The organism is Kaistia nematophila, from assembly GCF_026343855.1.
Lineage (GTDB): Bacteria > Pseudomonadota > Alphaproteobacteria > Rhizobiales > Kaistiaceae > Kaistia > Kaistia nematophila.
In genome coordinates, this window is sequence record NZ_JAPKNK010000001.1 from 454,868 (window position 1) to 478,521 (window position 23,654).

Here is a 23,654-nt window from a genome sequence, read left to right on the forward strand (position 1 = left end):
CGGTCCGTCTCGTCCTGCTCCCCGCCCCGGACGCCGTCACACCTTGCTCAGCGTCCTGAGCTGGCGGGCGCGCTGGGCACGGTAGCTGAACAGGATGAGGGCCAGGAAGGTCATCGCGAACGGGATCGTCTGGATCAGTTCGCCCGGGATCCAGCTGAACAGGTTCGGGATGACGATGGCGAGCGCCTCAAAGATGCCGAACAGCAGCGCCGCGAGCATGGCGCCGATCGGGTGGCGCGCGCCGAGCAGGACCGCGCCGAGCGCGATGAAGCCGCGCCCCGAGGTCATGTCGCGGGTGAAGCCGATATAGTTGAACATCGCCAGCTGTGCGCCGCCGATGCCGGCGAGCGCGCCAGACGCTATCAGGCTCCAGGTGCGGACTTTGTCGACGGGAATGCCGGCCGCCTCGGTCGCGGCCGGATATTCGCCGACGCCGCGCAGCCAGAGCCCGTGCGGCGTGCGGTAGAGGAAGAACCACACCGCAAAGACGGTGAAGACCGCGAGCCAGGACAGGATCGAATGCCCCGAAAGTAGGCTGGTGAGCGTCGGGCCGATCGCGGGAATGGCCGAAAGGAACGACAGGTCGACGGCCGGAACCGCCTTGGAGACGAGGTTGATCGAGGTGCCCTTGTCGCCGCCCGTCGCCTGCGCCAGCGCGAACACCGTGCCGCCGGTGGCGAGGATGTTGACGGCGAAGCCGACCAGGATGATGTCGGCCTTGAAGCGCAGGTGGAACAGCGCCATCAGCGCGCCGAGCAGGGCGCCGGCGCCGACTCCCGCCAGCACCGCGACATACCAGGGCGCATAGACAGAGACGATGACTGCGGTCAGCGCCGCGATCAGCATCATGCCCTCGAGCGCGACGTTGAGCGCGCCGGAGAGATCCGAGATCAGGCCGCCCAGCGTCGCGAAGAGCAGCGGCGTGGTGGTGCGCACGACGGTGACGAAGAAGGCGGCCGAGAAGACCGTCAGCAGGAGCTCGATCACTTGGCGGCCTCCGCGGTGGCGACGGCAGGAGCGGAGCCGCCGGTGAGGCGCGCCAGCAGCTTGCGGCCGGGCAGGGTGAAGGACGACGCCACAAGCAGGATGATGATTGCCTGCACCACCGAGATCATTTCCATCGGCACGTCGGTGCGGATGCCCATCAGCTGAGCGCCCTGGCGGAGATAGCCATAGGCGAGGGCGACGATCGGCACGGCGAGCGGCCGGCTGCGCGCGACGATCGCGATCAGGATGCCCTCGAAGGCGAGGTTGCCGTCAAAATTCTGCGCCAGGTTGCCGAAGGCGCGGCCCTGCACAAAGACGGCCCCCAGGAGGCCGCCAAAGGCGCCGGCGACCGTCATGGCTGACACCATGATGAAGCTGGAGCGGATGCCGGCATATTCGGCGAAGCCTGGATTGTGGCCGACCAGGCGCAGCTTCAGGCCCCAGTTGGTGCGGTAGAGCAGGAACCACACCAAGAGCGTCGCCACCAGGGCGATGACGATGCCGAGGTCGAACCGCGTGCCGGCGATGATGGCGGGAAGGATGGAATTCGGCGGGAACTTCGCCGTCATCAGCTGGCCGGTGCCGGCCGGCGCGAGATGGGCGCGGATCAGATAGTTGACCACCAGGATGGCGATGTAATTGAGCATCAGCGAGGAGACGATCTCGCTGGCGCCGAAGCGCGCCTTGGCATAGCCGGGGATGAAGCCATAGGCGGCACCCGCGAGCATCGCGGCGGCCATGGTGAGCGGAATGGCCAGCGGCGTCGCGCCGATCGGCGACAGCGCGACGAGGGCGGCGAACAGGCCGCCGACATAGACCTGGCCCTGCACGCCCATGGAAAACTGCCGCGCCTGGAAGACGAGGCTGAAGGCGAGGCCCGTCAGCGTCAGCTTGGCGACGTCGTCGATCCAGAGGCCGATCGTGCGGCTCGAGGTCAGCGGCGCGGTCAGCAGCGTGCGGAACGCCTTGGCGGGGTCGGTGGAGGTGGCGAGGATGACCAGCCAGGCGACGAGGAGCGCAATCGCCAGGGCGGTGATCGCGCGTCCCGCTTCGCGGCTGAACGTCGCCAGGCGGGAGGGGGAGGAAGCACTCATTGCAGGGCGGCCCGCATGGTTTCGGGTTCTTGGGACGTGAGGCCGAGCATGTAGGCCCCCAAGGTTTCGGCGCTGAGATCGTCATGGTTGACGAAGGCGGCGACGATCTTGCCGCGATAGAAGACGACCAGCCGGTCGGAAAGGGCGAGAAGTTCGGAAAGATCGGCCGAGCTCAGCAGCACGGCGGCGCCGCCGTCGCGCGCGGCGGCGAGCGACTTCCAGATGAACTGGGTCGCGCCCAGGTCGACGCCGCGCGTCGGCTGGTTGACGAGCAGCAGCTTCGGCTGCTCGGAAAGCTCGCGCGCCACCACCACCTTCTGCATGTTGCCGCCCGACAGCGTGCCGACGGCGAAGCCCGGACCGCCGGCCCGGACCGAATAACGCTCGATCAGCGCCAGCGCATGCGCCTTGATCGCCTTGAGATCGAGCAGGCCACGGCGAACGAAGCGCCTGTCGGCGAGCCGGGTCGCGACGAGGTTTTCCGCGATCGTCGCGCCCGTCGCCAGGCCGCGGGCGATGCGGTCCTCGGGAATGCTGGCGACGCCGCGCTCGCGCCGCTCCAGGACGCTGAGGCCGTTGAGCCGGCCGCCGTCGAGGCGGATGTCGCCATCGGCGACCGGGCGCAGCCCGGCGACCGCTTCGAGAAGTTCGGCCTGGCCATTGCCCTCGACGCCGACGAGGCCGAGGATTTCGCCGGCATGCACCTTGAGATCGAGGCGCTCCGCGATGACGGCGCCGCTTTCCGCCTCGATCTTCAGTCCCGAGATCTCGCAGGCGACGGCGCCGCGGCCCTCGGCGCGATCGACGCGGAGCGTGATCTCGCGGCCCATCATCATGGTGGCGAGGCTGTCCTCGGTGACTTCCCTGGCGTCGACGGAGCCGACGGTCTTGCCGGCCCGCATGACGGTGATGCGGTTGGAGATCTCGAGCACTTCCGGCAGCTTGTGCGCGATGAAGATCACCGTGCGGCCCTGCGCGACCAGGGCGCGCACGGCGACGAAAAGCTCCTCGACTTCCTGCGGCGCCAGCACGGCGGTGGGCTCGTCGAGGATCAGGATGCGCGCGTCGCGATAGAGCGCCTTCAGGATCTCCACGCGCTGCTGCTGGCCGACCGGCAGCTGGCCGACCGGCGGCAGCGGATCGACGGCGAGGCGGAATTTTTCCGACAGCGCGCGCACCTTCCGGATCGCTTCCTCGCGGTCGAACTTGATGCCGGCGCGCGGCTCCGAGCCGAGCACGACGTTCTCGTAGACGGAGAAGGACGGCACCAGCGAGAAATGCTGGAACACCATGCCGATGCCGTGGTCGATCGCCTCGCGCGGATTGGCGAAGGAGACCGGCTTGCCTTCCAGGCGCAGCTCGCCCTTGTCCGGCTGTTCGATGCCGAACAGGATCTTCATCAGCGTCGACTTGCCGGCGCCGTTCTCGCCGACCACGGCGTGGACTTCGCCCGCCTCGATCGAGAGGTTGACCCCGTTATTGGCAACCGTACCACCCGGATAGGTCTTGCCGATGGAGATGGCTTCGAGCAGCGGCGCCATGCCTTTGCGTCCTTCGCGTCAGAAAGAAGGGCTCCGCCTGGAGGCGGAGCCCGACCTATCACTTCATCGCCGTTTCGACGACGATCTTGCCGGAGATGATCTCGGCTTCCGCCGCATCGACCGCGGCGCGCACATCGGCCGGGACCAGCTTCTCGTAATAGCTGTTCTTGGCGATGCCGACCGCGCCGTCGGCGAGGCCGAGCAGCAGGTTGGTGCCATAGGGCGCGGTGCCGGCGAGCGTCTGCTGCAGGGCGGTGTAGAGCGAGTCGCCGACCTTCTTCTCCACCGAGGTGAAGATCACAGCGGCCTGGGCCGGGTCGCTGCCTTCGAAGATCAGGGCCTGGTCGCTGTCGACGCCGACGGCGAGCTTGCCCTTGTCGCGGGCGGCCTGCAGGGCGCCGATGCCGGTGCCGCCGGCGATCGGGAAGACGATGTCCACGCCCTGGTCGAACTGGGCGAGCGCCAGTTCCTTGCCCTTGGCAGGATCGGTGAAGGTTCCGGCAACGGCGCGGGTAACCTGCACGTCCGGATTGCCGGCCTTGGCGCCCTGCTCGAAGCCGACGGCGAATTCGAGGATCGTCGCGCCCTCGACGCCGAGGATCTCGCCGATCTTGCCGGTCTTGCTGATCTTCGCCGCCGCGAGGCCGGCGAGATAGGCGGCCGTCGAGACGCGGTAGTTGATCGCCAGAATGTTGCCGAACTTGCCGCCGGAGAAATCGGGCGCATCGTCGAAGATGATGAACTTGGTGTCGGGATATTCGGGCGCCAGCTCGGCCATGAAGCCGGTCATCTCCCAGGTGCCGGCGATGACGACGTCAAAACCCTGGTCGGTGGCGTCGGCGAGCGCCGGCTGCCAGCGGCCGCGATCGAGGCCCGCCTCGATGACGGTGACGTCGACCGGCAGGTCGGATTCCGCCCGCTTCAGGCCGGCGGCGGCGCTGTCGAGGAAGCTCTTGTCGCCGAGCGTGCCGTGCACGACCAGCGCCACCTTGAGCCGCTTCGGGCTGTCCTCGGCCTTGGCGGCCGATCCGGCCGTCGCCGCGATCAGGCCTGCTGTCAGCAGGCCGCCGAAGGCCCGGCGCGAAAGGGTGGTCTTGATCATCGAGGAACTCCTGTGGACGTCGTCATTGGATTGGCAAGGCAAGGGCTGGGTGAGGGCGGGGCGGGCGAGGGGCGGCGGCATGCATACAGGCTTCCATCAGCCTATGGGAGCGGCCGGAATTCAAGCCATACGTCGTTCTCGTCCTCAACAAGGCATGCCCGGCCAAGGCCGGGCCGGCTTCGGCTAGCGCAAAGCAAGGACCGTGCCGCCCATGGCACCGGCGAATTTCAGCGCGAGCCTCGCAGGAAGGGCGAGGAGTGCCGCCGCTTCCCTGCCGGCCTTTGCGGCCGATCGCCGGTCGTCAGGCCCGCTCGCGGGCGGCCTCGACGCGCGACCAGAACGACTGGTAGGTCGCGGAGTAGTCGGCCTTGATCTCGGCGAGCGGCCGCCGCAGCAGCTTTCGGTCGGCGACCAGCTGTTCGCCGGCGACCCAGCTGTGGCGGACGTCGCGGCCGCTGCCGGAATAGACCAGCAGGGTCTCGATATCGGGGGCTTCCGAATAGCCGGGGCCGGAGACGTCGATGGCGATGACGTCGGCGGCCTTGCCGGCCTCCAGCGAGCCGATCTCGTGGTCGAGCCCGAGCGCACGGGCGCCGTCGATCGTCGTCATGCGCACCAGCTCGCGGCTGGAGATCGGCTGTGCCTTGCCCTCGCGATGCGAGGCGACGAGGCCGGCGACCCGCATCTCGGCGATCATGTCATAGGCATTGTTGGCGGCGACGTTGTCGGTGCCAAGCGCCACGACGACGCCGGCTGCCTTCAGCTTTACCGCCGGGCACATGCCCTCGCGGCCCGAGCGCAGGCCAGCCGTGGCGCAATAGGCGACGGACGCTGCCGGCGCCGCGGCGAAGACGGCGATGTCCTCGTCGGAGAGATCTAGGCAATGCGCCGCGTGCACCCGGCCGGCGAAGAAGCCGTCCCGATGCAGCGCCTGCGTCGCGGTCAGCCCATAGCGCGCAAGCGTTTCTTCATTGTCCTCGGGGCCGCAGGCCATGTGCAGATGCATGCCGCATCCATACTCGACCGCGAGATCCACTTCGGCGCGCAGCAGGGATTCCGAATTGTCGACATAGGGCGCATGCGGTCCGAACCAGGGCACGATGCGCCCGTCGCCGGAGCGCTGCCGCTCGATGAAGGCGGCGGCGTTCTTCAGTTCCTCGTCGCCACGCGCCTCGTCGCCAAGCTGCACGATGCCATAGGCGATCACAGAGCGGAGGCCCGCCTCGGCGACGGCGGCGGCGATCTCGTCGGCGAAGAAATACTGCTCGCAGAAGGTCGTGGTGCCCGAGAGCGCCATCTCAGCGCAGGAGAGCGCCACGGCCGGGCCGATATCGGAAGAGAGAAGCGACAGTTCTGGCTCGCGAATGGTGTTGTACCAGCCTTCCATGGTCAGCAGGCTGTGACCTTCCGAGCGACCGCGAAACAGGATCATGGCCGAATGGGTGTGCGCGTTGACCAGGCCCGGCATCACTACATGGCCCGGCAGCGACAGGACCCTGTCGAAACCCGCGTCGTCCGGGCAAGTCGACATAGGACCCGCACCGGTGATGCGGTCATCGACCATGGCGAGCCAGCCTGCAGGATGGACGGTGTTTTGGCTGTCGACGGTCAAAACAGTCGCGTCGCGGAGAAGAGTAGAACCCATTTGACCTACTATCGGGAAACCGTTCTAGATAGGAAGCTAAAGCCACTTCGACGGAATTTTGTCAAATGCATTCAAGGGCATACTATTCGTCTGCGCAGCATTTCGCCGCCATGACCATTCTTTGGGCATAGCGCCTTGAGCTCCAATCCGTTCAAGGCCGATCCGGCCATTCCGGCCCGTCTCGCCAGCCTCGGCCCCGAGCTGCGCGAAGCGGTTCAGCAGGCGGCGAAGGGCGTGCTGGCGTCTCGCGCGCGTGCGCCCCTCGGCAATGAAGGCAGTGTGATCCCCCGTGCCGTGGCGGAGGATCTGATCGGGCGGTTCCAGCTTTCATCCGTGCGGGAACTGATGCTGCTCCTGCTCGACGTCGCCAAGGGCTATGCCCACCCGTCGATCTCGGATTTCCATGTCGGCGCGGTCGGGCTGGAGGCGGAGACCGGCAATCTGATCCTCGGCGGCAATGTCGAGTTTCCGGGTTCGCATCTCGGCTACACGCTGCATGGTGAGGGCTTTATCGTCATCCGCGCCATGAGCCGTGGCGCCAACATCTCCACGCTGGCGATCGGCGAGGCGCATCCCTGCGCCCATTGCCGCCAGTGCCTGGCCGAATATGCGCGAAGCGGCGAACTGGAACTGATCGACCCGCTCGGCCATACGCTGTCGCTGGCGCAGCTCTATCCCTGGCCGTTCGACCCGGCCTATCTGGGCGAACCGGGCGCGATGCCGGGGCGGGTCCTCTGGCCCGAACTGGCGTTCGCGGAAGCTTCCGATCATCCGGAGGCGCCAGCGTTGCTCGCAGCCGGCCGCCACAGTCATTCGCCCTATAGTCGCTGCCCCGGGGCGGTGGTGCTGACGCTCGCCGACGGCAACCATGTCAGCGGCATCGCCATGGAGAGCGTCGCCTTCAATCCGACGATCCAGCCCATCCAGGCCGCGATCGTCAATCTTCTCGCTCATGGCTACGGCTATGCGGATGTGCGCGAGGCGGTGCTGGGCACGGTCATCGGCGGCGCGGTCGACTACTCGCGTTCGACGGCCGAACTGCTGGCGAGCCTGTCGCCCGATATCCGGCTGACCGTTCTCGGTTGGCGGGGCTAACCGGGTGCCGGGCGCGTTCCGGATCCCAGGCCGTCGGGTCGGCGGTACCCTCTTTTCTATTTGCCGGCGATCCGCTAGCTCAATTGGTATCACGGGGGGAATTCAATGACGCTCGCAGTTACTCTGCTTCTGATTGGCCGCATCATTCTCGGCCTGTTCTTCGTCATCGCCGGCATCCGCAATTTCGCGAATTTCGCCAATGCCAGCGCGACCGAGACCAATTACGGCTTCAAGCTGCCAGCGGCGCTGGTGGCGCTGGGCTTCGCCTCGCAGCTGGTGGGCGGACTTTCCGTCGCGCTCGGCATCCTGCCCGGCTGGGGCGCGGCGCTGCTGATCCTGTTCCTGATCGGCGCGACCTCGCTCTTCCATAATTTCCTGCTGTTCCAGGGCGAAGCGCGCAAGCCTCACCTCTACCTGACGCTGGTGAACTCGACGCTGGTTGGCTACTGCCTGATGGTGATCGGCCTCTCGCTCTGAGGCGGCGGCGATCGGCTTTCTCCTTCGGGGCGTGCCTTGTCGGCGCGCTCCGATTTCGTTCGGCCGTCCTTCAGTGCGAGACCGAGCCGGAGAACAGGTTGACGATCAGCACGCCGGTGATGATGAAGCCGAGGCCGACCAGCGCGGCGGTATCGAGCGTCTGTCGGAACAGCACCAACCCGATGGCCGAGATCAGCACGATGCCGAGCCCGCTCCAGATCGCATAGGCGATGCCGACCGGCATCGTCTTCAGGACGATGGTGAGAAAATAGAATGCCGCGCCATAGCAGGCGACGGTGCCGAGCGTCGGCAGCAGCCGCGTGAACTGCTGCGTCTGCTGCAGCAGCGTCGTGCCCATCACCTCGCAGGCGATGGCGATACCGAGCGACGCATAGGTGGCAAGCGGCGTGCTCATGCCGGGTCTCTTTCGGGTTCGGTCGTCATGCGGATCAGTCGGTTCCGCAGGGCGGCGCGGTCCATGCGCAGCGCCGGGTCCATGTCGCAGAGGTCGGACAGCCAGATGCCGTCGGCGGCGTAGCGCACGATCTCCAGCATCGGCGCCGAATCCGTGTCGGCGTGCCGGGCGAGCCGCGCGCGATACCAGTCCGACCACAGGCGGCGCAGCGCCGGATCGGTCATCATAGAGATCGACAGCGCGCCCCACGGGCTCGGTGCCTTCGATTCCATCAACCGGATCGCCGAATCGACATAGGCGCGGGTGAAGCGGCCGGGAACGACCGGGTCTTCCGCCAGGATCGCGTCGATCTCCGCGTCGAGCTTGTCGAGAAGGTCGATGAAAACCCCCTCGATCAACTTGTCCTTGCTGGCGAAGTGATGGAACAGGCCACCCTTGGTAACGTCGGCCGCGTCGGCGACGGCCTGGATGGTCAGCGACGCCAAGCCGGTCTCGACGGCGAGATTCGCTGCGCAGTCGAGGAGCCTGCGGCGGACCTGTTCGGGCTGCTTCTTGCGTTCATGGGCGCTAGTCATGATTTAAACATACCGAATGGTCGGTATGTCCGCAAGGGTTGGGAAATCGGCGATGGAATCGGGTTGCCGGATGGTGGGGGGCGGGCGGCGCGGCACCGATCAGTTTACCCAGCGGCCGCTGTCGATCCGACGCGGTGCACGCCGACGATCTCCTGTGCGCGATGACGAAAAAAAGAGCCCGACAGGAGGTCCGGCCGGGCTCTTCTGGCAAACGTGGCAACGCGCCCTAGTCGTTCAGTTCGGTGTCCGGCATCGAGACGAAGATCAGCACGCAGATGATGGTGATGAAGAAGCGGAAGGCCGATTCGATGCCGTTCCAGGTCTGCGACATCCACATGCCGAACCATTCGCCGCCGATCGACAGGAAGGCGACCTGCCAGACGAGGAAGCCGAAGGCGAGGCCGCCGATCGCCCACTTCTTCGAGCGGTTGAACGAACGCGCGTCGGCGCCGAGGCGGCCGAGCATGGCGAAGGTGCCGATCCAGCACAGGATCGCCGTCAGCGTCTCGGCGGCGATGATCAGGATGTAGAGCGCGTGGTGCAGCGTCGGGCTGGTGATGGCGCGATAGTGGATGGTGGCGTTCGGGAAGATGGTGTCCATCAGCAGGACGTGGCGCACGAACTCGAAGTTCGAGCCATAGTCGGTGATGTTGCCGAAGGCGACCAGCGTCGCGAAGAAGGCAATCGAGGCAGTCAGGGCCGTCTTGCTGAGCCGTGTGATTTGCATTGGGCTTTCCTCTCCAAAGAAAGCGGAAAGAAAACACGAATCATCTACTGAGCGGTAAATGCCGATAAACTTGGAGCGCTTCGATATTTTCCGAACTGCCAACTTACCCAACGTCGCGGTGGGGCTCGGCTTGCCTGTTCGCGCTGGGCCGCGTCACCGGTAGCCGGTGGCGTCGGCGGGTTTTCCGGCTTCCTGCACCTCGACCAGATAGCGGAACGCATCCGGCCGCGAGCCGTCGAGATCGGTGAAGCCATAGGCCTGCGCCAGTCCGCCGCTCGACAGCGATTGTCCGTTGAAGCGTGCCCGCTCTGGATCGGCGGCAAGTGCTGCGACGGCGCGGCCGACGAAGCGCGGCGTTTCCGAGATGACGAAATGCGGCTCGGCCGCGGTGGCGTCGCGCCAGTTGTCCTCGCGGACCCCGAAGGTCTCCAGCATGATTTCCGAGCGCATCCATCCCGGCGTCAGCGACACGGAGGTCGCGCCATGTGGGGCCAGGTCCTGGGCATGCGCCCACCCCATCCGGTTCACCGAGGTTTTGGCGAGATCGTAGAAGGGCGACAGCCGGTAATGCGTGGCGTTGTAGTCGGCGGTGCCGTCGGTCACCTCGACCAGCAGGCCGCCCTGTCGCTCGATCAACAGCGGCAGCGCGAAATGCGCCGTGATCAGGTGCGTGTCGATGGCGAGCCGCAACAGTCGCAGGCCCTTGTCGAGATTGTGCTCCCAGACCGGCTTGTTCCACTCGAACAGATTTTCGCCGCCCCAGATGTCGTTGACGAGGATGTCGAGCCGGCCATGGTCGCGGCGGATCCGTTCGACCAGCGCCTGCACCTGCTCGGGCTCCAGATGGTCGGTCGGGACCGCGATGCCATGGCCGCCCAGCGCCGTCACCAGCTCGGCGGTCTCCTCGATCGTCTCCGCGCGCTGGTACTCGGAAAGGCGGTCGCGCGTCGTGCGCCCGCTGACATAGACGGTGGCGCCGGCAGCGCCGAGCTCGGCGGCGATGCCGCGGCCGGCTCCGCGCGTGGCGCCGGCGACCAGGGCCACTTTTCCCGTCAGCGACATGGCGTTCTCCTGCGATTCGATGCGCACCTGGGCTGGTGCAGCGTGGAGTCTCTATATATAAATGATTGTTCGTTTATAAAAGGAAGTCAACATGCCCCGCCACAAGGCCATGACGGACGAGACGGTGCTGGAAGCGGCGCTGGCGCTGATCCATGAGCGCGGCCCGGAGGCGTTGACCTTCGAGAACCTGGCCCGCGCCAGCGGGCTCTCCGGCTCGACTTTGGTGCAGCGCTTCGGCAGCAAGGCGGCGCTGAAGCAGGCAGCGCTGATGCAGGCCTGGGACGGGCTCGACGATCGCACCGCCACGCTGGCCGCCGCCGTTCCGAGGAGCCCGGCCGGGGCGATTGCCCTGCTGGTCGGGCTCTCCGACTTCGGCGAGATCGAGGCTTATGCCGAGGGGCTGCTGTTGCTGCGCGAGGATCTGCGCGATCCGGAATTGCGGGCGCGCGGCGCGCGCTGGAAAGAGGATCTCGCCGCCGCGCTCGACGCCTGCTTCGCCGACACGCCGCGCGCCCCGGCCGAGATCGGCCAGCTGATGGCGGCGCAGTGGCAAGGCTCGCTGATCTGGTGGAGCTTCGATCCGCAGGGCTCGGTCGCCGAGCATGTCCGCCACAGCCTGGTCCGCTTCGTCGCCGCGCTGCTGGCGGCCGAACCCGCCGCCTGAATTTCTCCCCGCGAAGCATCGCTGCCGAGGAAGCGATGGCGCTCCGCCCTGGCCGGTGGCAGGTTAGCCCGATCCAACAGGCGCGCCTGATTCCGGAGGGGGCGGCGCGCCGAGAAAATCAGCCGGTGGGCGGATGCGGGCAGCAAGCCGGTCGCCCGCTCGGCGGCAAACGCTACAGGGAGAGACGGGCATGGCGGAACTGGCGGGCAAGGTGGCGATCGTGACAGGCGGCGCCACCGGCATCGGATTTGGCGGCGCCGAGGCGCTGGCGAAGGAGGGCGCGACGATCGTGCTCTTCGGCATCGACCGGGCGGCGCTCGACAAGGCGGTCGCGATGCTCACGGCAAGCGGCGCCACCGCGCATGGCGTCGTCGGCGACGTTGCGAACGATGCCTCCGTGGCGGCGCTGGTGGCGGAGACGGTGGAGAATTTCGGCCGCATCGACATCATCGTCAACAGCGCCGCGATCCAGCCCTATGGCACGGTCGAGACGATGGGCGAGGCGGAGTGGGACCGCGTGCTCGGCGTCAACCTGAAGGGCACCTATCTCACCGCCCATCACGCGATTCCGGTCATGCGCAGAAATGGCGGCGGTGCGATCGTCAACATCGCCTCGGTGCAGGGCATCGCCTGCCAGACCAATGTCGCCGCCTATGTCGCCTCCAAGGGCGGCCTGCTGGCGCTCACCCGCGCCATGGCGCTCGATCACGCCAAGGACGGCATCCGCGTCAACGCCGTCTGCCCCGGCTCGATCGACACGCCGATGTTGCGCTTCGCGGCGAGCGAGAATCTCGACGGCAAGACCGAGGACGAGGTGATCGCGTCCTGGGGCCTGGCGCATCCGATCGGCCGCGTCGGCCGCATCGAGGACGTCGGTGCGATGATCGCCTTCCTGGCCGGTCCGCGCGCCGCCTTCTGCACCGGCGGCGAATACAAGGTCGATGGCGGCCTTCTCGCCAAGATCGGCGTCGTCCTGCCGGATTGAGGGTGGGCGAACGGAATGAAAAAGGCCCCCGGCGATCGTCGCCGGGGGCCTTTTGCTATCCGCGATGTCCCGGGCCGATTACTCGGCGTCGGCGCGCAGCAGGCTGATGCCTTCCTCGGTCAGCACGTAGCCGGCGACGCGGGTCTTGACCAGGCCGAGCTCGATCAGCTTCTGCACGGCCTTGCCGTTCAGGCCGACATAGGGGCCGGGGCGGGAGACGCGGGCGAGCGTCTTCAGCTCGATTTGGGAAAGGTCGGACTTGGAAACGGCCATGGCGCTGATCCTCTTGATGATTGGCCGCGGACAATAGCGATAATTCCGACCAAGACTAGCGCTGCGCCGAGAATTCGTGAAGCGCGGCCGGTGGATCGCGGTTTTCGCGGCTAATCCGGTGGTTATGGCCCCCTCCCGGGCAGGGAGAGGGCGGTTACTTGGTGGAGCGGCCTATTCGGCGGCCTCGAGCAGGCCGCGCTTCTTCAAAAGCGCCGAAGGCTCGGGATCGCGGCCACGGAAGGCGCGATAGGCCTCTTCCGGCTTGCGGCGATTGCCGGCCGCATAGACGTAGTCCCGGAGCTTCGTGGCGACCTCGGGCGCGAAGATGTCGCCGGCCTCCTCGAAGGCGCCGAAGCCGTCGGCATCCAGCACTTCCGACCAGAGATAGGAGTAGTAGGCCGAGGAATAGCCGTCGCCGGCGAAGACATGCTGGAAGTGCGGCGAGCGGTGCCGCATCACCATCGCCTGCGGCATGCCGATCTCGTCCAGAACCTTCTGCTCGAAGGCGGAGGCGTCGAGACCTTCCGTATCGTCGAGCAGGTGCAGTTCGAGATCGACCAGCGCCGACGAGACATATTCGACCGTAGCGAAGCCTTGGTTGAAGGTGCGGCTCGCCATCAGCCGCTCGATCAGGGCCTTCGGCATCGGCTCGCCGGTCTTGTAATGCAGCGCGAAGCGCTCCAGCACGTCCGGCTGCTCGAACCAGTGCTCGTAGAGCTGCGACGGGAACTCGACGAAGTCGCGCGCGACATTGGTGCCGGCGATGCGCGGATAGGTGACGTCGGAGAGCAGCCCGTGCAGGCCGTGGCCGAATTCGTGGAACAGGGTGCGGGCGTCGTCGAAGGATAGCAGCGTCGGCTGGCCCGCGGCCGCCTTGGCGAAGTTCATCACGTTGACGATGATCGGGCGGATGTCGCCGGCGAGCTTCTCCTGACCGCGATAGTCGCTCATCCAGGCGCCCGAGCGCTTCGAGGAACGGGCGAAATAATCGCCGAGGAACAGGCCGACCGGGTTGCCGTCGCGGTCCTTCACCTCGAAGACGCGAACGTCCGGGTGATAGACGGGGACGTCGAAGCGCTCGGTGAAGGTGACGCCGAACAGCCGCGTCGCGGTGTCGAAGGCGGCCTCGATGATTTTGTCGAGCTGCAGGTAAGGCTTCAGCTGGCTCTCGTCGAGATCGAACTCGGCCTTGCGGCGCTTCTCCGAATAGTAGCGCCAGTCCCAGGCGGCGATGTCGAAATTGCCGCCTTCGGATTGCGCCAGCGCCTGCAGCGCCTGGCGCTCGGCGACGGCCTGGGCGCGCGCCGGCTTCCAGACGGACCGGAGCAGGCCCATAGCCGCTTCCGGCGTCTTCGCCATGGAATCGTCGAGGCGGAAATGCGCGAAGCTCGGGAAGCCCAGCAGCTTCGCCCGCTCGGCGCGCAGCTGCACGGTTTCGGCGATGATGGCGCGGTTGTCGGTCTTGCCGGCCTCGCCGCGCGCGATCCAGGCGGCGAACGCCTTCTCGCGCAGGTCGCGTCGGGCGGAAAACTGCAGGAACGGCTCGATCGACGAGCGAGACAGCGTGATGACATGCTTGCCGTCGAGGCCGCGATCCCTGGCCGCCTGGGCTGCCGCATCGCGCAGGAAGTCGGGCAGGCCGGCAAGGTCGGCCTCGCCCTCGAGCGTCAGGCTCCAGCTCTTCTCGTCGGCGAGAACGTTCTGGCCGAAATTGGTGCCGAGCGTCGCGAGCCGCTCGGCGATGGCGCCGAGGCGCGTCTTGGCTTCCGGCGATAGGCCCGCGCCGGCGCGCACGAAGCTGGTGTGATAGCGCTCCAGCACGCGCGCCTGCTCGGCGTCGAGGCCGGCATCGCCTGCCTTGAACAGCGTGTCGATGCGGTCGAACAGCCTGGCGTTCTGGTAGATGCCGTTGCTGTGGCGCGCCAGCACTGGGGCGAGATCGAGCTCGATCGTTTCGAGTTCGTCATTGGTGTGCGCGCCGGTCAGGTTGAAGAAGACGTTGGCGACCCGGTCGAGCGAGCGGCCGGCCCGCTCCATCGCCGCGATCGTGTTGTCGAAGGTCGGGGCCTCGGCATTGTCGGCGATATCAGCGATTTCGGCTTCGTGTTCGGCGATCGCCGCCTGGAAGGCGGGGGTGTAGTGGGCGGGTTCGATGGCGGCGAAGGGCGGGACGTCGAACGGCGTGTTCCAGGGCGCGAGAAGCGGATTTTCAGCGGTCATGCGGGCCTCGGTCAGAATGAGCTGGTCCAGACATGGAGGGTTTGCCGGCATGGTTCAAGCTTAATGCCGGCCGCATTCCTCTCTATAGGAGGGTGATCAACCTCTGTCCGATTCGAGTTCCGCCATGACTGCCTCCGATTTGCCCCGCCCTCGCATGCTCGTCATTGGCGACGTGATGACCGACGTCATCGTGCGTCCGGACGGGCCGCTGGTCGTCGGATCGGACCGGCGCGCCAAGATCGGCCTCTATCCGGGCGGTTCCGGCTGCAATCAGGCCGCCTGGCTGGCGCATTTCGGCATTCCGGTGGCGTTCGCCGGCCGGGTCGGCCGCCGCGATCTGGCCGAACAGGAGCAGGCGCTGCGGGACGCCGGCGTCGTGCCGGTGCTCGCGGCCGACGACGAGCGCACCACCGGCATGCTGATCGCCATCCTCTCGGACAATGCCGAGCGCAGCTTCCTGACCGACCGCGGCGCCAATGACGGTCTTTGCGCCGATGACCTGCCGTTCTCGATGTTGAACCAGCTCGATCTCGTGCATGTCTCGGGCTATGCGCTGTTCACGCCCGGCCCCCGCGCCGCCGTCATGGCGCTGATGGCGGTGGCGCGGGCCCGCGGCATTACCGTCACCGTCGACCCGGCCTCGGTCGGCTTCCTGGAGGAAGTCGGCCCGTCGAATTTCCTTGGCTGGACCAGCGACGCCTCGATCATTTTCCCGAATGCCGAGGAGGCCGCCTGCCTGACCGGCAGCCGCGACGCCGCCGAGCAGATCCGTTTTCTCACCGCCCGCTACGAGCTGGCCGTGATCAAGCGCGGCGCCGAGGGCGCCGAGGCGGCCAGCCGGTCGGTTCGCCTGAAGGCGGCGGCGCCCAGGGTCGAGGTCACCGATACCACGGGCGCCGGCGATGCGTTCCTCGCCGGCTTCCTGGCGGCTCGCCTGGCCGGCAAGGCGATCGATGTCTGCCTGCATCGCGGCGTCGAGGCGGGCGCGCAGGCGACGACCGTCCTCGGCGGCCGTCCCACAGCCGGCGACCCGCTGCCGCGCGTCTGGGGCGAGGTGTAGGGGCTCGGGGATTCGACGAGGTAGAGGCGGCACCTCACCTCTCCCACAGGGAGAGGTCGAAGCGAAGCTCCGGGTGAGGGGATGCGATGTCACAGGTTGGGCCTTAACCCCTCACCCGCCGCACTGCGTGCGTCGACCTCTCCCCATGGGAGAGGTGGCGCCCGCTCGCGTTGACCTAGCTCTCTACAAAACTCGTCGCGCCGTCGGCGAGTGCGACCTCGATCACCTGCAGGCCCCTTTCCGTCAGGCGGGAAGGAAAGCGCTCGGGCAGCCGCGCCTCGTGCGGCGGGACGACCCGGCCGTGATCGCCGCCAGCCGCCTCAACGATGGCGTCGAGCGCGAACACCATGTTGGTCTGGCTGCCGATGCCCATGCCGACCGGCCGGTAGAACGGGTCGGCCGGTTCGCCGCCATCGAGGTTCTCCATCCGGTAGACGAGGTCGCCGGTGACGACGAAGCTGTCTTCGCTTTCGCGCCGGCCGTCATTGCGGATGACGACGAATTGCGAGCCCGGCGTATGCGTGTCGGCGGCGATGCGAAGATCGATCCCGGGGAAGACGTCCTCCCTGTCGCCGTTCACCGAGACGAGGCGGCCGTCGCGCGCCAGCTCGACGCAGCGCAGGATGTCGCCGGGATCGGTGGTGCGCATCAGCCAGCGGAAGCGCCGGTCGAGCGACATCGCCCAGATCCAGCGTGATAGCTCGGCTTCCTGGATGTGGAATTTTGCGTTCGGGAACAGGGCGAGGCCGCCCATATGGTCGAAATGGGCGTGGGTGATGATGACGTGGTCGATGTCCTCGGGCGTCATGCCGACTTCCGCCAGCACGTCGCGCGGCGCGGCGAAATTCACGACGCCGGAGCGGTCGGCGAGGAACTTGCCGTAAGCCGCGTCGTCATGACCGCAATCGATCAGGATCGTGTGCTCGTCGCTCTTCAGCAGCGTGTAGGCATAGGGAAGCTTGCAGGTGCCCTTGTTGTGATCGCCATAGACCAGCGCGCTCAGCGGCATCTCCGGAATATAGGCGTATTCCAGCACCCAGATCGAATAGATGGACATGGGCCCTCCCGGCCGCGCTAACTCTTTGTTGTGTCGCGTTTTCTTTACGCGAGCCAGAATCCACTTCGATCGAAAACGCTCTAGGCTGTTGCGAGGCCCGGCGCATGCATGGCGCAGCAGGCGCCGGAGAGATCGATCAGGTCGAAGCCGGGCAGCGCGCGCGATGCCGCGCCGAGCTCGGTCCAGGAAGCGTTGAGCCGCCGCATCGGCTCCGTGAGGCCGTCGCCGTCGAGCGGCGCGGCGTCGACAAGCGCGAGCGCTTCCGTCAATCGCGTGACGGCGGCGGCGAGGTGGTCATGGTGATGGCGGGTTCGGGCGGAGCATGGCGCGAGGCGAAGCGTGGCCTCGCGAGCGCTATCCAGCAGGTCCGCCGCGACGGCGAGCATGGGATGATGCGGCCCGGCCGAACGGGCGCCGCTGGCGGCAAGCAGCAGCAGGCCGCCAAGCTGCGCCGTGACGGCGCGCAGATCCTCGAAGCAGGCGCCCGCCGCCTCGATATAGCGGAGCGTTCCGTCGTCGGGCCCGTTCGGGACGTCGCAGCGAAACGTTTCGGACTCCAGTTGGTTGGCCATGGCCCCTCCTGCCGGACCGATGGCTCCCCCCACGGCCGGTGGCGCAGCATGGTCGATCGCGGGCCCGGGCTCAAGAGCGGTCGGCGGGCCCCTCCGCCGCGCCAGGCGAAGCGGAGGGGCAGCCAGCTTGAGGCCTATTCGCCGTAAGGCACCCAGATGTTCTTGACCTGGGTGGCGCGACGCAGGAATTCGCGGCCCTGCGCCGAGTTTTCGGTCCAGCGGCGCGGAATGCCCTGGTTGGCCCAGACCGGCTTCAGATTGCCGCTGGAAGCCTTCTCCACCAGCGCACTGCCGGCCTTCGAACCGAAGTACCAGAGCGCTGCGACATCGTCGTGCTCGGCCAGCGTCTTGGCGAGGACGTCGCGTTCGCCGGTGACGATGTTGACCACGCCGGCCGGAACGTCCGAGGTGTCGAGGATCTGGTAAAAGTCCGTCGCCGCCAGCGGATGGCTGGAGGACGGGACGATGACGACGCGGTTGCCCATCGCGATCGCCGGCATCACCAGCGAGACGAAGCCGAGCAGCGGCGCCTCGTCCGGGCAGAGGATGCCCATGGTGCCGAAGGGTTCGTTCATGGCGAGCGTGACGTGGCGCGACTTGGTCGAGTGCACCGCGCCGTCGAACTTGTCGGCCTGCGCCGCGTACCAGAACGTCCGCCGGATCGAGACCGCGACCTCTTCCGCCGCCGCCTTGGCAGAGGCGCCGGTCATGGCGACGATGCGCGCCTCGAACTCCTTGGCCCGGGAAGAGAGGTTTTCCGCAACGTAATAAAGGACTTGCGCGCGGTTATGCGCCGTGGCGCCGCCCCACGAGCCCGCCTTGCCGGCCGCTTCGACGGCATTGCGGATGTCCTTGCGGTTGCCGAGGCCGGCCTGGCTGATCGGCTGCCCCTTCGGGCCGAGCACCGTGTAGGAATAGCCGGAGTCGGGCCGTGCCTGCTTGCCGCCGACATAGAGCTTGGCGGTGCGGTCGATCGACGGCAGGCCCGAGATCTCCTCGTCGGCGACCGGCAGCGGCGACAGCTTGGCGGCGACTTTCTCGTCTGCCTTCAAGGACTTGTCGGTGACAGGCTTCAGATATTCGGCCATGCCCTCGCGCCCGCCCTCGCGGCCATAGCCGCTCTCGCGATAGCCGCCGAAGCCGGCTGCGGCGTCGAACATGTTGGTGCCGTTGATCCAGACGACGCCGGCCTTCAGCTTGGCGGCGACGTCGAGCGACAGGTTGATGTTCTCCGACCAGACCGAGGCGGCGAGGCCGTAGCGGCTGTTGTTGGCGATCGCCACCGCTTCGTCCGGGGTGCGGAAGGTCATGGCCGCCAGCACCGGTCCGAAGATCTCGACCTCGGCGATGGTGGAGGCCGGGGCGACGTTGGTGAACAGCGACGGCGGGAAGAAACAGCCCTTCGCTGGTAACCCCTTGTTAGCCTGGAAGAGGGTCGCGCCCTCGGCTTCGCCCTTCGCGACCAGTTCCTTGATGCGCTTCAGCTGGACCGGGTCGACGATGGCGCCCATGTCGACCGACTTGTCGAGCGGATCGCCGACGCGGAGATTTGCCATGCGGGCGCGCAGCTTTGCGTAGACCGCTTCGGCGACGCCTTCCTGCACCAGTAGGCGCGAGCCGGCGCAGCAGACCTGGCCCTGGTTGAACCAGATCGCGTCGACCACGCCCTCGACCGCGCCATCGAGATCGGCGTCCTCGAAGACGATGAAGGGCGACTTGCCGCCGAGTTCGAGCGACAGCTTCTTGCCCGTGCCGGCGGTCTTCTCGCGGATGATGCGGCCGACCTCGGTCGAGCCGGTGAAGGCGATCTTGTCGATGTCGGCATGCTCGACGATGGCGTTGCCAGTCACGCCGTCGCCGGTGACGATGTTGACGACGCCGGCCGGCAGGCCGACCTCGCGGCAGATCTCGGCGAAGGCGAGCGCGGTGAGCGGCGTGTATTCGGCCGGCTTCAGCACGACCGTGTTGCCGGCGGCGAGCGCCGGCGCGATCTTCCAGGCCAGCATCAGCAGCGGGAAGTTCCACGGGATGATCTGGCCGCAGACGCCGACCGGACCTTCGCCGGGGAACTCGCTCTCGACCAGCTCGGCCCAGCCGGCATGGTGGTAGAAGTGGCGGGCGACCAGCGGGATGTCGATGTCGCGCGTCTCGCGGATCGGCTTGCCATTGTCCATCGTCTCCAGAACGGAGAGGAAGCGCTCGCGCTTCTGGATGTGGCGGGCGATGGCGTAGAGATAGACGGCGCGCTCATGACCCGACAGCGCCGACCACGACTTGAACGCCTTGCGGGCGGCCTTGACCGCCTTGTCGACGTCGGCGGCGCTGCCCTGCGCGACCTGGGCCAGCTCGGTCTCATGGGCCGGATTGAACACCGGGAAGCGCTTGCCTTCCGACGGGGCGACGAACTTGCCGTCGATGAAGTGGTTGAAGCCGTCCTTGTGCAGGTCGAGCCAGCCGACGACGGGTTCGTTCGCTTCGGGGGCCGGGCCGTAATCCATGCTGACGAGGATGTCCTTGACGAGTGCCATGATCGTTCCCCTCAGGCGAGCGCGTGGCGGATGGTGGAGGAATAGCGGCCGGTGACGTAGTGCTCGATCTGCCGCTCGATGTCGGCGAGGAGCGAGCTCGCGCCGATGCGGAAGAGGTCGGGCTCGAGCCAGTCATTGCCGAGCTCTTCCTTCATCAGGATCAGCCAGGCCATGGCGTCCTTGGCGGTGCGGAGGCCGCCCGCCGGCTTGAATCCGATCTTGAAGCCGGTCAGCGCCAGGTAGTCTCGGATGGCGCGGCACATGACCAGGCTGACCGGCAGCGTCGCGTTGACGTCTTCCTTGCCGGTCGAGGTCTTGATGAAGTCGGCGCCGGCCTGCATGGCGACCATCGACGCCTTGTAGACATTGCGCAGCGTCTTCAGGTCACCGGTGGCGAGGATCGCCTTCAGATGCGCCTCGCCGCAGGCTTCGCGCATGGCGGCCACTTCGTCATAGAGCGCTTGCCAGTCGCCGTTCAGCACATGGGCGCGGGTGATGACGATGTCGATCTCGTGCGCGCCTTCGCCGACCGCGTAGTGGATCTCTTCCAGCCGCTGCTTCAGCGGCGTCAGGCCGGCCGGGAAGCCGGTGGCGACCGAGGCGACGGGGATGCCCGAGCCCTCGAGCGCCTTGACGGCCGGGGCGACCATGGTCGGGTAGACGCAGACGGCGCCGACCTTTGGCGGGTTGGCCTGGAGGCCGAGCGCCTCGACCAGATCCTCGCGGAACGGCCGGCGCGCCTTGGCGCAGAGGCGCTGGACGCGGCCGGGCGTGTCGTCGCCGGCGAGCGTCGTCAGGTCCATCAGCGTCACCGCCTTCACCAGCCAGGCGGCCTGGTATTCCTTCTTCACCGTCCGCCGCGTGGTCAGCGTCGCGGCGCGGCGCTCGGCGGCGGAGGTGTTGACCTGGGCGCCCTCGAACCAGTCGACATGCAGCGGCGTGCCGTCATTGCGCTTCAGGGCGTTCGATAGGGGCGGGGTATTCGATGCGGGCGCAGTCTTGCGCTCCGTGGAGCCGTCAGCCGGCATGGGTGTTCTCCCGGTCTTCGGAAAGGGCTTTTTCGTTGGTGGCTTGGTCGGACAAGGCTTGGTTCGACAAGGCTTGGTTCGACAAGGCGTGGAGGGCGGTCGCCTCGTCGGTGACGAGGACGTTGACGTAGCGCGCCTTCAGGGCGGCGAGCACGACGGCGTGCTTGGCGCGGCCCGAGGCGACGCCGATCGAATGCGACTTGGCGCGCAGCCGTTCCGGCGCCAGGCCGATGGTGCGGGCGTCGAGCGTCGGGTCGGCAATGGCGCCGTCCGCGTCGATGAAGCGGCCGAGCAGGTCGCCGACCGCCTTCTTGGCGACGAGGCCGTCGACGTCTGCGGCGGTCAGGTAGCCGGATTCGACATGCACCGATCCGGCCATGCCGCCGAGGCCGAAGCAGGCGACGGGGGCCTCGTCGGCGAGTTTCAATACGCTTGCGATTACCGGATCGGCCTCGATGACGCTTCGCGTCTCGGCCCGGCCGACGATCGCCGGCACCGGCAGCAGCGTGGCCGTGCCGTTGCCGGCCTCGGCGAAGCGCTCGGCAACGGTGTTGGTCTTCAGCGTCGCCGATTTCAGATTGGTGGCGCCGTTCATCAGCACGACGCGGACGCCGTCGTTCCAGCCGGGCGCCAGCCAGTGCGCCACGGAGGCCATGGTGCGGCCCCAGGAGACGCCGACCAGGCCGGGGCGCGGGCTGAGGCCGGCCAGGTACTGCCCCGCTGCCTGCGCCACCGCGTCCTGCGCCACGTCGCCGTCGCCCATCGACGGCACGACGATCGCCTCGCGCAGGCCGAAGGCGGTCTGCAGCCGAGATTCGAGCGCGGGCAGACGCTGGGCGCGGGGGACGATGGCGATGCGGACAATGCCGGTTTCGCGCGCGTCGCGCAGCAGCCGGCTGACCTGCCAGCGGGTCAGACCGACTTCCTCGGCGATCTCGCTCTGGGTCCGCTCAAGGTCGTAATAGAGCTTCGCGACCTGCACCATGCGGTGCTCGCGCTGCTCGTCACGGGTCGGCGGAACGGGGTTGGCGACGCTCGGCATTGCTTTCACAAATGTGAGACGCGATCACTTATGTGAAACCGATAGGCTCTCGTAGCGGCAGAGTCAATCGTTTTGGGGCCTGTGGCATCGGCCCAGACGGCGGCAGGTTGTTCTCGGGCGTCAGTCCACGCTCGCCGTCATCCCGGCCTCCGGGCCGGAATCCATCCAGTCGAGCCTTTGGGAGGCTCCTGCGGCGGGAGCCCGGCAGCATGGATCCCTGCTTTCGCAGGGATGACGACGGAGGGTTGGGGAAGGCGAGAGCCCGGACGGTGGCGGGTTGTTCTCGGGCGCCCGCCAACGCTCACCGTCATCCCGGCCTCCGAGCCGGGATCCATTCAGCCGAGGCTTCGGGAGATTCATGCGGCGGGAACCCGGCGGCATGGATCCTCGCCTCCGCGAGGATGACGGCGGAGGTTGTCCGGCCGGGGAGAGGCAAAATCGAGTGGAAGCCGGCCGGAACCCCTCGCCCGCGGACGGGCGAGGGTAGGGTAGAGTCGCCTATGCGCGCTCGGCGGCGCCTTTGACGATGGTGTCGAAGTAGAGGTCGAGGAAGCGCTGGCCGTCGACGGCGGTGCAGATCTTCTGGTCGGGCAGGCCGTCCCACGCCGACGGCGGGAAGGAACGCAGCGCGGACTTCTGGATCGTCTGGCCGATGGCGATGCCCTCGGTGACCACCTTGATCGGGCCGGAGCGGGTGGTGAACAGGCTCGGATCGATCAGGTAGGCGACAGCCGAGGAATCGTGCACGAAGATGCCGTCGATGCCGGTCGCGCGGCGATAGAAGTCCTCGTAGAAGCGCGAGATGTCCCAGCAGAACTGGCCGGCCTTGCCGCCCTTGTCGCGCAGCTGCTCCATGTAGGCCGTCGTCATGACGCATTCCTGGGTGACGTCGAGGCCGACGGCGACGACCGGCCACTTGGCCGCGAACATCTCGTCGGCGGCGTGCGGGTCGCCGATGATGTTGGCTTCCGCCACCGGCGTGACATTGCCGGAATGGCCGTAGAAGCCGAAGGCGCCGCCCATGATGACGACTTCCTTGACCAGCTCGGCGATGCCGGGGTCCTCGCGGAGCGCCAGCGCCAGGTTGGTCATGCGGCCGACGGCGACGATGACGATCTCATGCGGGTGCTTGCGCACCATGTCGATGATGAAGCGATGCGCCGGCAGCTCGTGTTCCTTGACCGACAGGGTCTCGGGAATCGGCACGTCGCCGAGGCCGTTATGGCCGTGGATGTAGTGCGGCTCCTCGACCATCGGCACGGCGAGCGGCCTGCCGGCGCCGCGCGCCACCGGCGCCGCGAGGTTGAAGAGCTGCTTCATGTAGAGCGCGTTGCGCGTGGTGGTGTCGATCGAGGCATTGCCGAGCACGGTGGTGATGCCGACGAGATCGATGCTGGGCGCATATTCGAGGAACAGCAGCGCCATGGCGTCGTCGATGCCGGGATCGGTGTCGTAGATCACCTTGATGGGGGCGGATGTGGCTTCGGCCATGTCGGGTCCTGGTC

General features: G+C 67.3%; 22 protein-coding genes. 5 read left to right on the forward strand and 17 right to left on the reverse strand.

Translation table 11 applies throughout. From position 1 onward, the window contains the following. Positions 1-36: 36 nt before the first annotated feature. The 5 genes from OSH07_RS02140 to OSH07_RS02160 form a co-directional block, all read right to left on the reverse strand. Positions 37-987, reverse strand: a complete 951-nt coding sequence (locus OSH07_RS02140; RefSeq protein ID WP_266336948.1) for an ABC transporter permease — start codon at positions 985-987, stop codon at positions 37-39. Further along, positions 984-2,081, reverse strand: a complete 1,098-nt coding sequence (locus OSH07_RS02145) for an ABC transporter permease (protein WP_266336949.1) — start codon at positions 2,079-2,081, stop codon at positions 984-986. Before OSH07_RS02145 ends, OSH07_RS02140 begins: the two co-directional genes overlap by 4 nt. After that, complete coding sequence (locus OSH07_RS02150; RefSeq protein WP_266336950.1) at positions 2,078-3,622, reverse strand: ABC transporter ATP-binding protein; 1,545 nt, start codon at positions 3,620-3,622, stop codon at positions 2,078-2,080. Before OSH07_RS02150 ends, OSH07_RS02145 begins: the two co-directional genes overlap by 4 nt. A gap of 58 nt (positions 3,623-3,680) precedes the next feature. Further along, on the reverse strand, positions 3,681-4,724 hold the full coding sequence (locus tag OSH07_RS02155; protein ID WP_266336951.1) for a BMP family ABC transporter substrate-binding protein: 1,044 nt from the start codon (positions 4,722-4,724) through the stop codon (positions 3,681-3,683). Between the two features lie 301 nt (positions 4,725-5,025). Continuing rightward, the gene (locus OSH07_RS02160) at positions 5,026-6,369 is read right to left on the reverse strand and encodes an amidohydrolase family protein (protein ID WP_266336952.1); all 1,344 of its coding nucleotides are present in this window, start codon (positions 6,367-6,369) and stop codon (positions 5,026-5,028) included. Positions 6,370-6,504: 135 nt separating this feature from the next. On the opposite strand from OSH07_RS02160, the gene OSH07_RS02165 reads away from it, so the two are divergent. Together OSH07_RS02165 and OSH07_RS02170 are read left to right on the forward strand one after the other, a co-directional pair. After that, positions 6,505-7,464, forward strand: a complete 960-nt coding sequence (locus OSH07_RS02165; RefSeq protein WP_266336953.1) for a hypothetical protein — start codon at positions 6,505-6,507, stop codon at positions 7,462-7,464. 105 nt (positions 7,465-7,569) lie between these two features. Continuing rightward, a complete protein-coding gene (locus tag OSH07_RS02170) occupies positions 7,570-7,941 on the forward strand; it encodes a DoxX family protein (RefSeq protein ID WP_266336954.1) in 372 nt (123 codons plus the stop codon). 70 nt (positions 7,942-8,011) lie between these two features. On the opposite strand, the gene OSH07_RS02175 is transcribed toward OSH07_RS02170, so the two are convergent. From OSH07_RS02175 to OSH07_RS02190, 4 genes are all read right to left on the reverse strand, one after another. Then, complete coding sequence (locus tag OSH07_RS02175) at positions 8,012-8,356, reverse strand: DMT family transporter (RefSeq protein WP_266336955.1); 345 nt, start codon at positions 8,354-8,356, stop codon at positions 8,012-8,014. After that, complete coding sequence (locus OSH07_RS02180; RefSeq protein ID WP_266336956.1) at positions 8,353-8,931, reverse strand: TetR/AcrR family transcriptional regulator; 579 nt, start codon at positions 8,929-8,931, stop codon at positions 8,353-8,355. Before OSH07_RS02180 ends, OSH07_RS02175 begins: the two co-directional genes overlap by 4 nt. A gap of 226 nt (positions 8,932-9,157) precedes the next feature. Further along, positions 9,158-9,658 (reverse strand): DUF2165 family protein, encoded by a 501-nt coding sequence (locus OSH07_RS02185; protein WP_266336957.1) that lies wholly within the window; start codon positions 9,656-9,658, stop codon positions 9,158-9,160. A gap of 153 nt (positions 9,659-9,811) precedes the next feature. Further along, positions 9,812-10,720 (reverse strand): SDR family oxidoreductase, encoded by a 909-nt coding sequence (locus tag OSH07_RS02190; protein WP_266336958.1) that lies wholly within the window; start codon positions 10,718-10,720, stop codon positions 9,812-9,814. Positions 10,721-10,811: 91 nt separating this feature from the next. On the opposite strand from OSH07_RS02190, the gene OSH07_RS02195 reads away from it, so the two are divergent. Both OSH07_RS02195 and OSH07_RS02200 read left to right on the forward strand, forming a co-directional pair. Next, complete coding sequence (locus OSH07_RS02195; RefSeq protein ID WP_266336959.1) at positions 10,812-11,384, forward strand: TetR/AcrR family transcriptional regulator; 573 nt, start codon at positions 10,812-10,814, stop codon at positions 11,382-11,384. Between the two features lie 190 nt (positions 11,385-11,574). Next, entirely contained in the window at positions 11,575-12,369 is a 795-nt protein-coding gene (locus tag OSH07_RS02200) for an SDR family NAD(P)-dependent oxidoreductase (RefSeq protein WP_266336960.1), read from the forward strand. A gap of 78 nt (positions 12,370-12,447) precedes the next feature. On the opposite strand, the gene OSH07_RS02205 is transcribed toward OSH07_RS02200, so the two are convergent. Together OSH07_RS02205 and OSH07_RS02210 are read right to left on the reverse strand one after the other, a co-directional pair. Beyond that, positions 12,448-12,642, reverse strand: a complete 195-nt coding sequence (locus OSH07_RS02205) for a hypothetical protein (RefSeq protein ID WP_266336961.1) — start codon at positions 12,640-12,642, stop codon at positions 12,448-12,450. A gap of 171 nt (positions 12,643-12,813) precedes the next feature. Then, on the reverse strand, positions 12,814-14,862 hold the full coding sequence (locus OSH07_RS02210; RefSeq protein WP_266336962.1) for a M3 family metallopeptidase: 2,049 nt from the start codon (positions 14,860-14,862) through the stop codon (positions 12,814-12,816). Positions 14,863-14,986: 124 nt separating this feature from the next. Here OSH07_RS02210 and OSH07_RS02215 point away from each other — a divergent pair, with 124 nt between their 5' ends. Then, positions 14,987-15,922 (forward strand): carbohydrate kinase family protein, encoded by a 936-nt coding sequence (locus tag OSH07_RS02215; RefSeq protein ID WP_266336963.1) that lies wholly within the window; start codon positions 14,987-14,989, stop codon positions 15,920-15,922. A 175-nt stretch (positions 15,923-16,097) separates the two neighbouring features. Here the strand turns inward: OSH07_RS02215 and OSH07_RS02220 are convergent, their stop codons facing one another. The 6 genes from OSH07_RS02220 to OSH07_RS02245 all read right to left on the reverse strand — a co-directional run bounded on the left by OSH07_RS02220 (position 16,098) and on the right by OSH07_RS02245 (position 23,640). Beyond that, entirely contained in the window at positions 16,098-16,979 is an 882-nt protein-coding gene (locus OSH07_RS02220; protein WP_266336964.1) for an N-acyl homoserine lactonase family protein, read from the reverse strand. A gap of 80 nt (positions 16,980-17,059) precedes the next feature. Then, positions 17,060-17,551, reverse strand: a complete 492-nt coding sequence (locus OSH07_RS02225) for a hypothetical protein (RefSeq protein ID WP_266336965.1) — start codon at positions 17,549-17,551, stop codon at positions 17,060-17,062. A gap of 134 nt (positions 17,552-17,685) precedes the next feature. Continuing rightward, positions 17,686-20,079: an aldehyde dehydrogenase family protein gene (locus OSH07_RS02230; protein WP_266336966.1), complete on the reverse strand. Its 2,394-nt coding sequence runs from the start codon at positions 20,077-20,079 to the stop codon at positions 17,686-17,688. Positions 20,080-20,090: 11 nt separating this feature from the next. Further along, on the reverse strand, positions 20,091-21,107 hold the full coding sequence (gene deoC, locus OSH07_RS02235) for a deoxyribose-phosphate aldolase (protein WP_266336967.1): 1,017 nt from the start codon (positions 21,105-21,107) through the stop codon (positions 20,091-20,093). Further along, the gene (locus OSH07_RS02240; protein ID WP_266336968.1) at positions 21,097-22,149 is read right to left on the reverse strand and encodes a sugar-binding transcriptional regulator; all 1,053 of its coding nucleotides are present in this window, start codon (positions 22,147-22,149) and stop codon (positions 21,097-21,099) included. The genes deoC and OSH07_RS02240 overlap by 11 nt, the downstream gene beginning before the upstream one ends. 498 nt (positions 22,150-22,647) lie before the next feature. After that, complete coding sequence (locus OSH07_RS02245; protein ID WP_266336969.1) at positions 22,648-23,640, reverse strand: nucleoside hydrolase; 993 nt, start codon at positions 23,638-23,640, stop codon at positions 22,648-22,650. Positions 23,641-23,654: the final 14 nt, after the last annotated feature.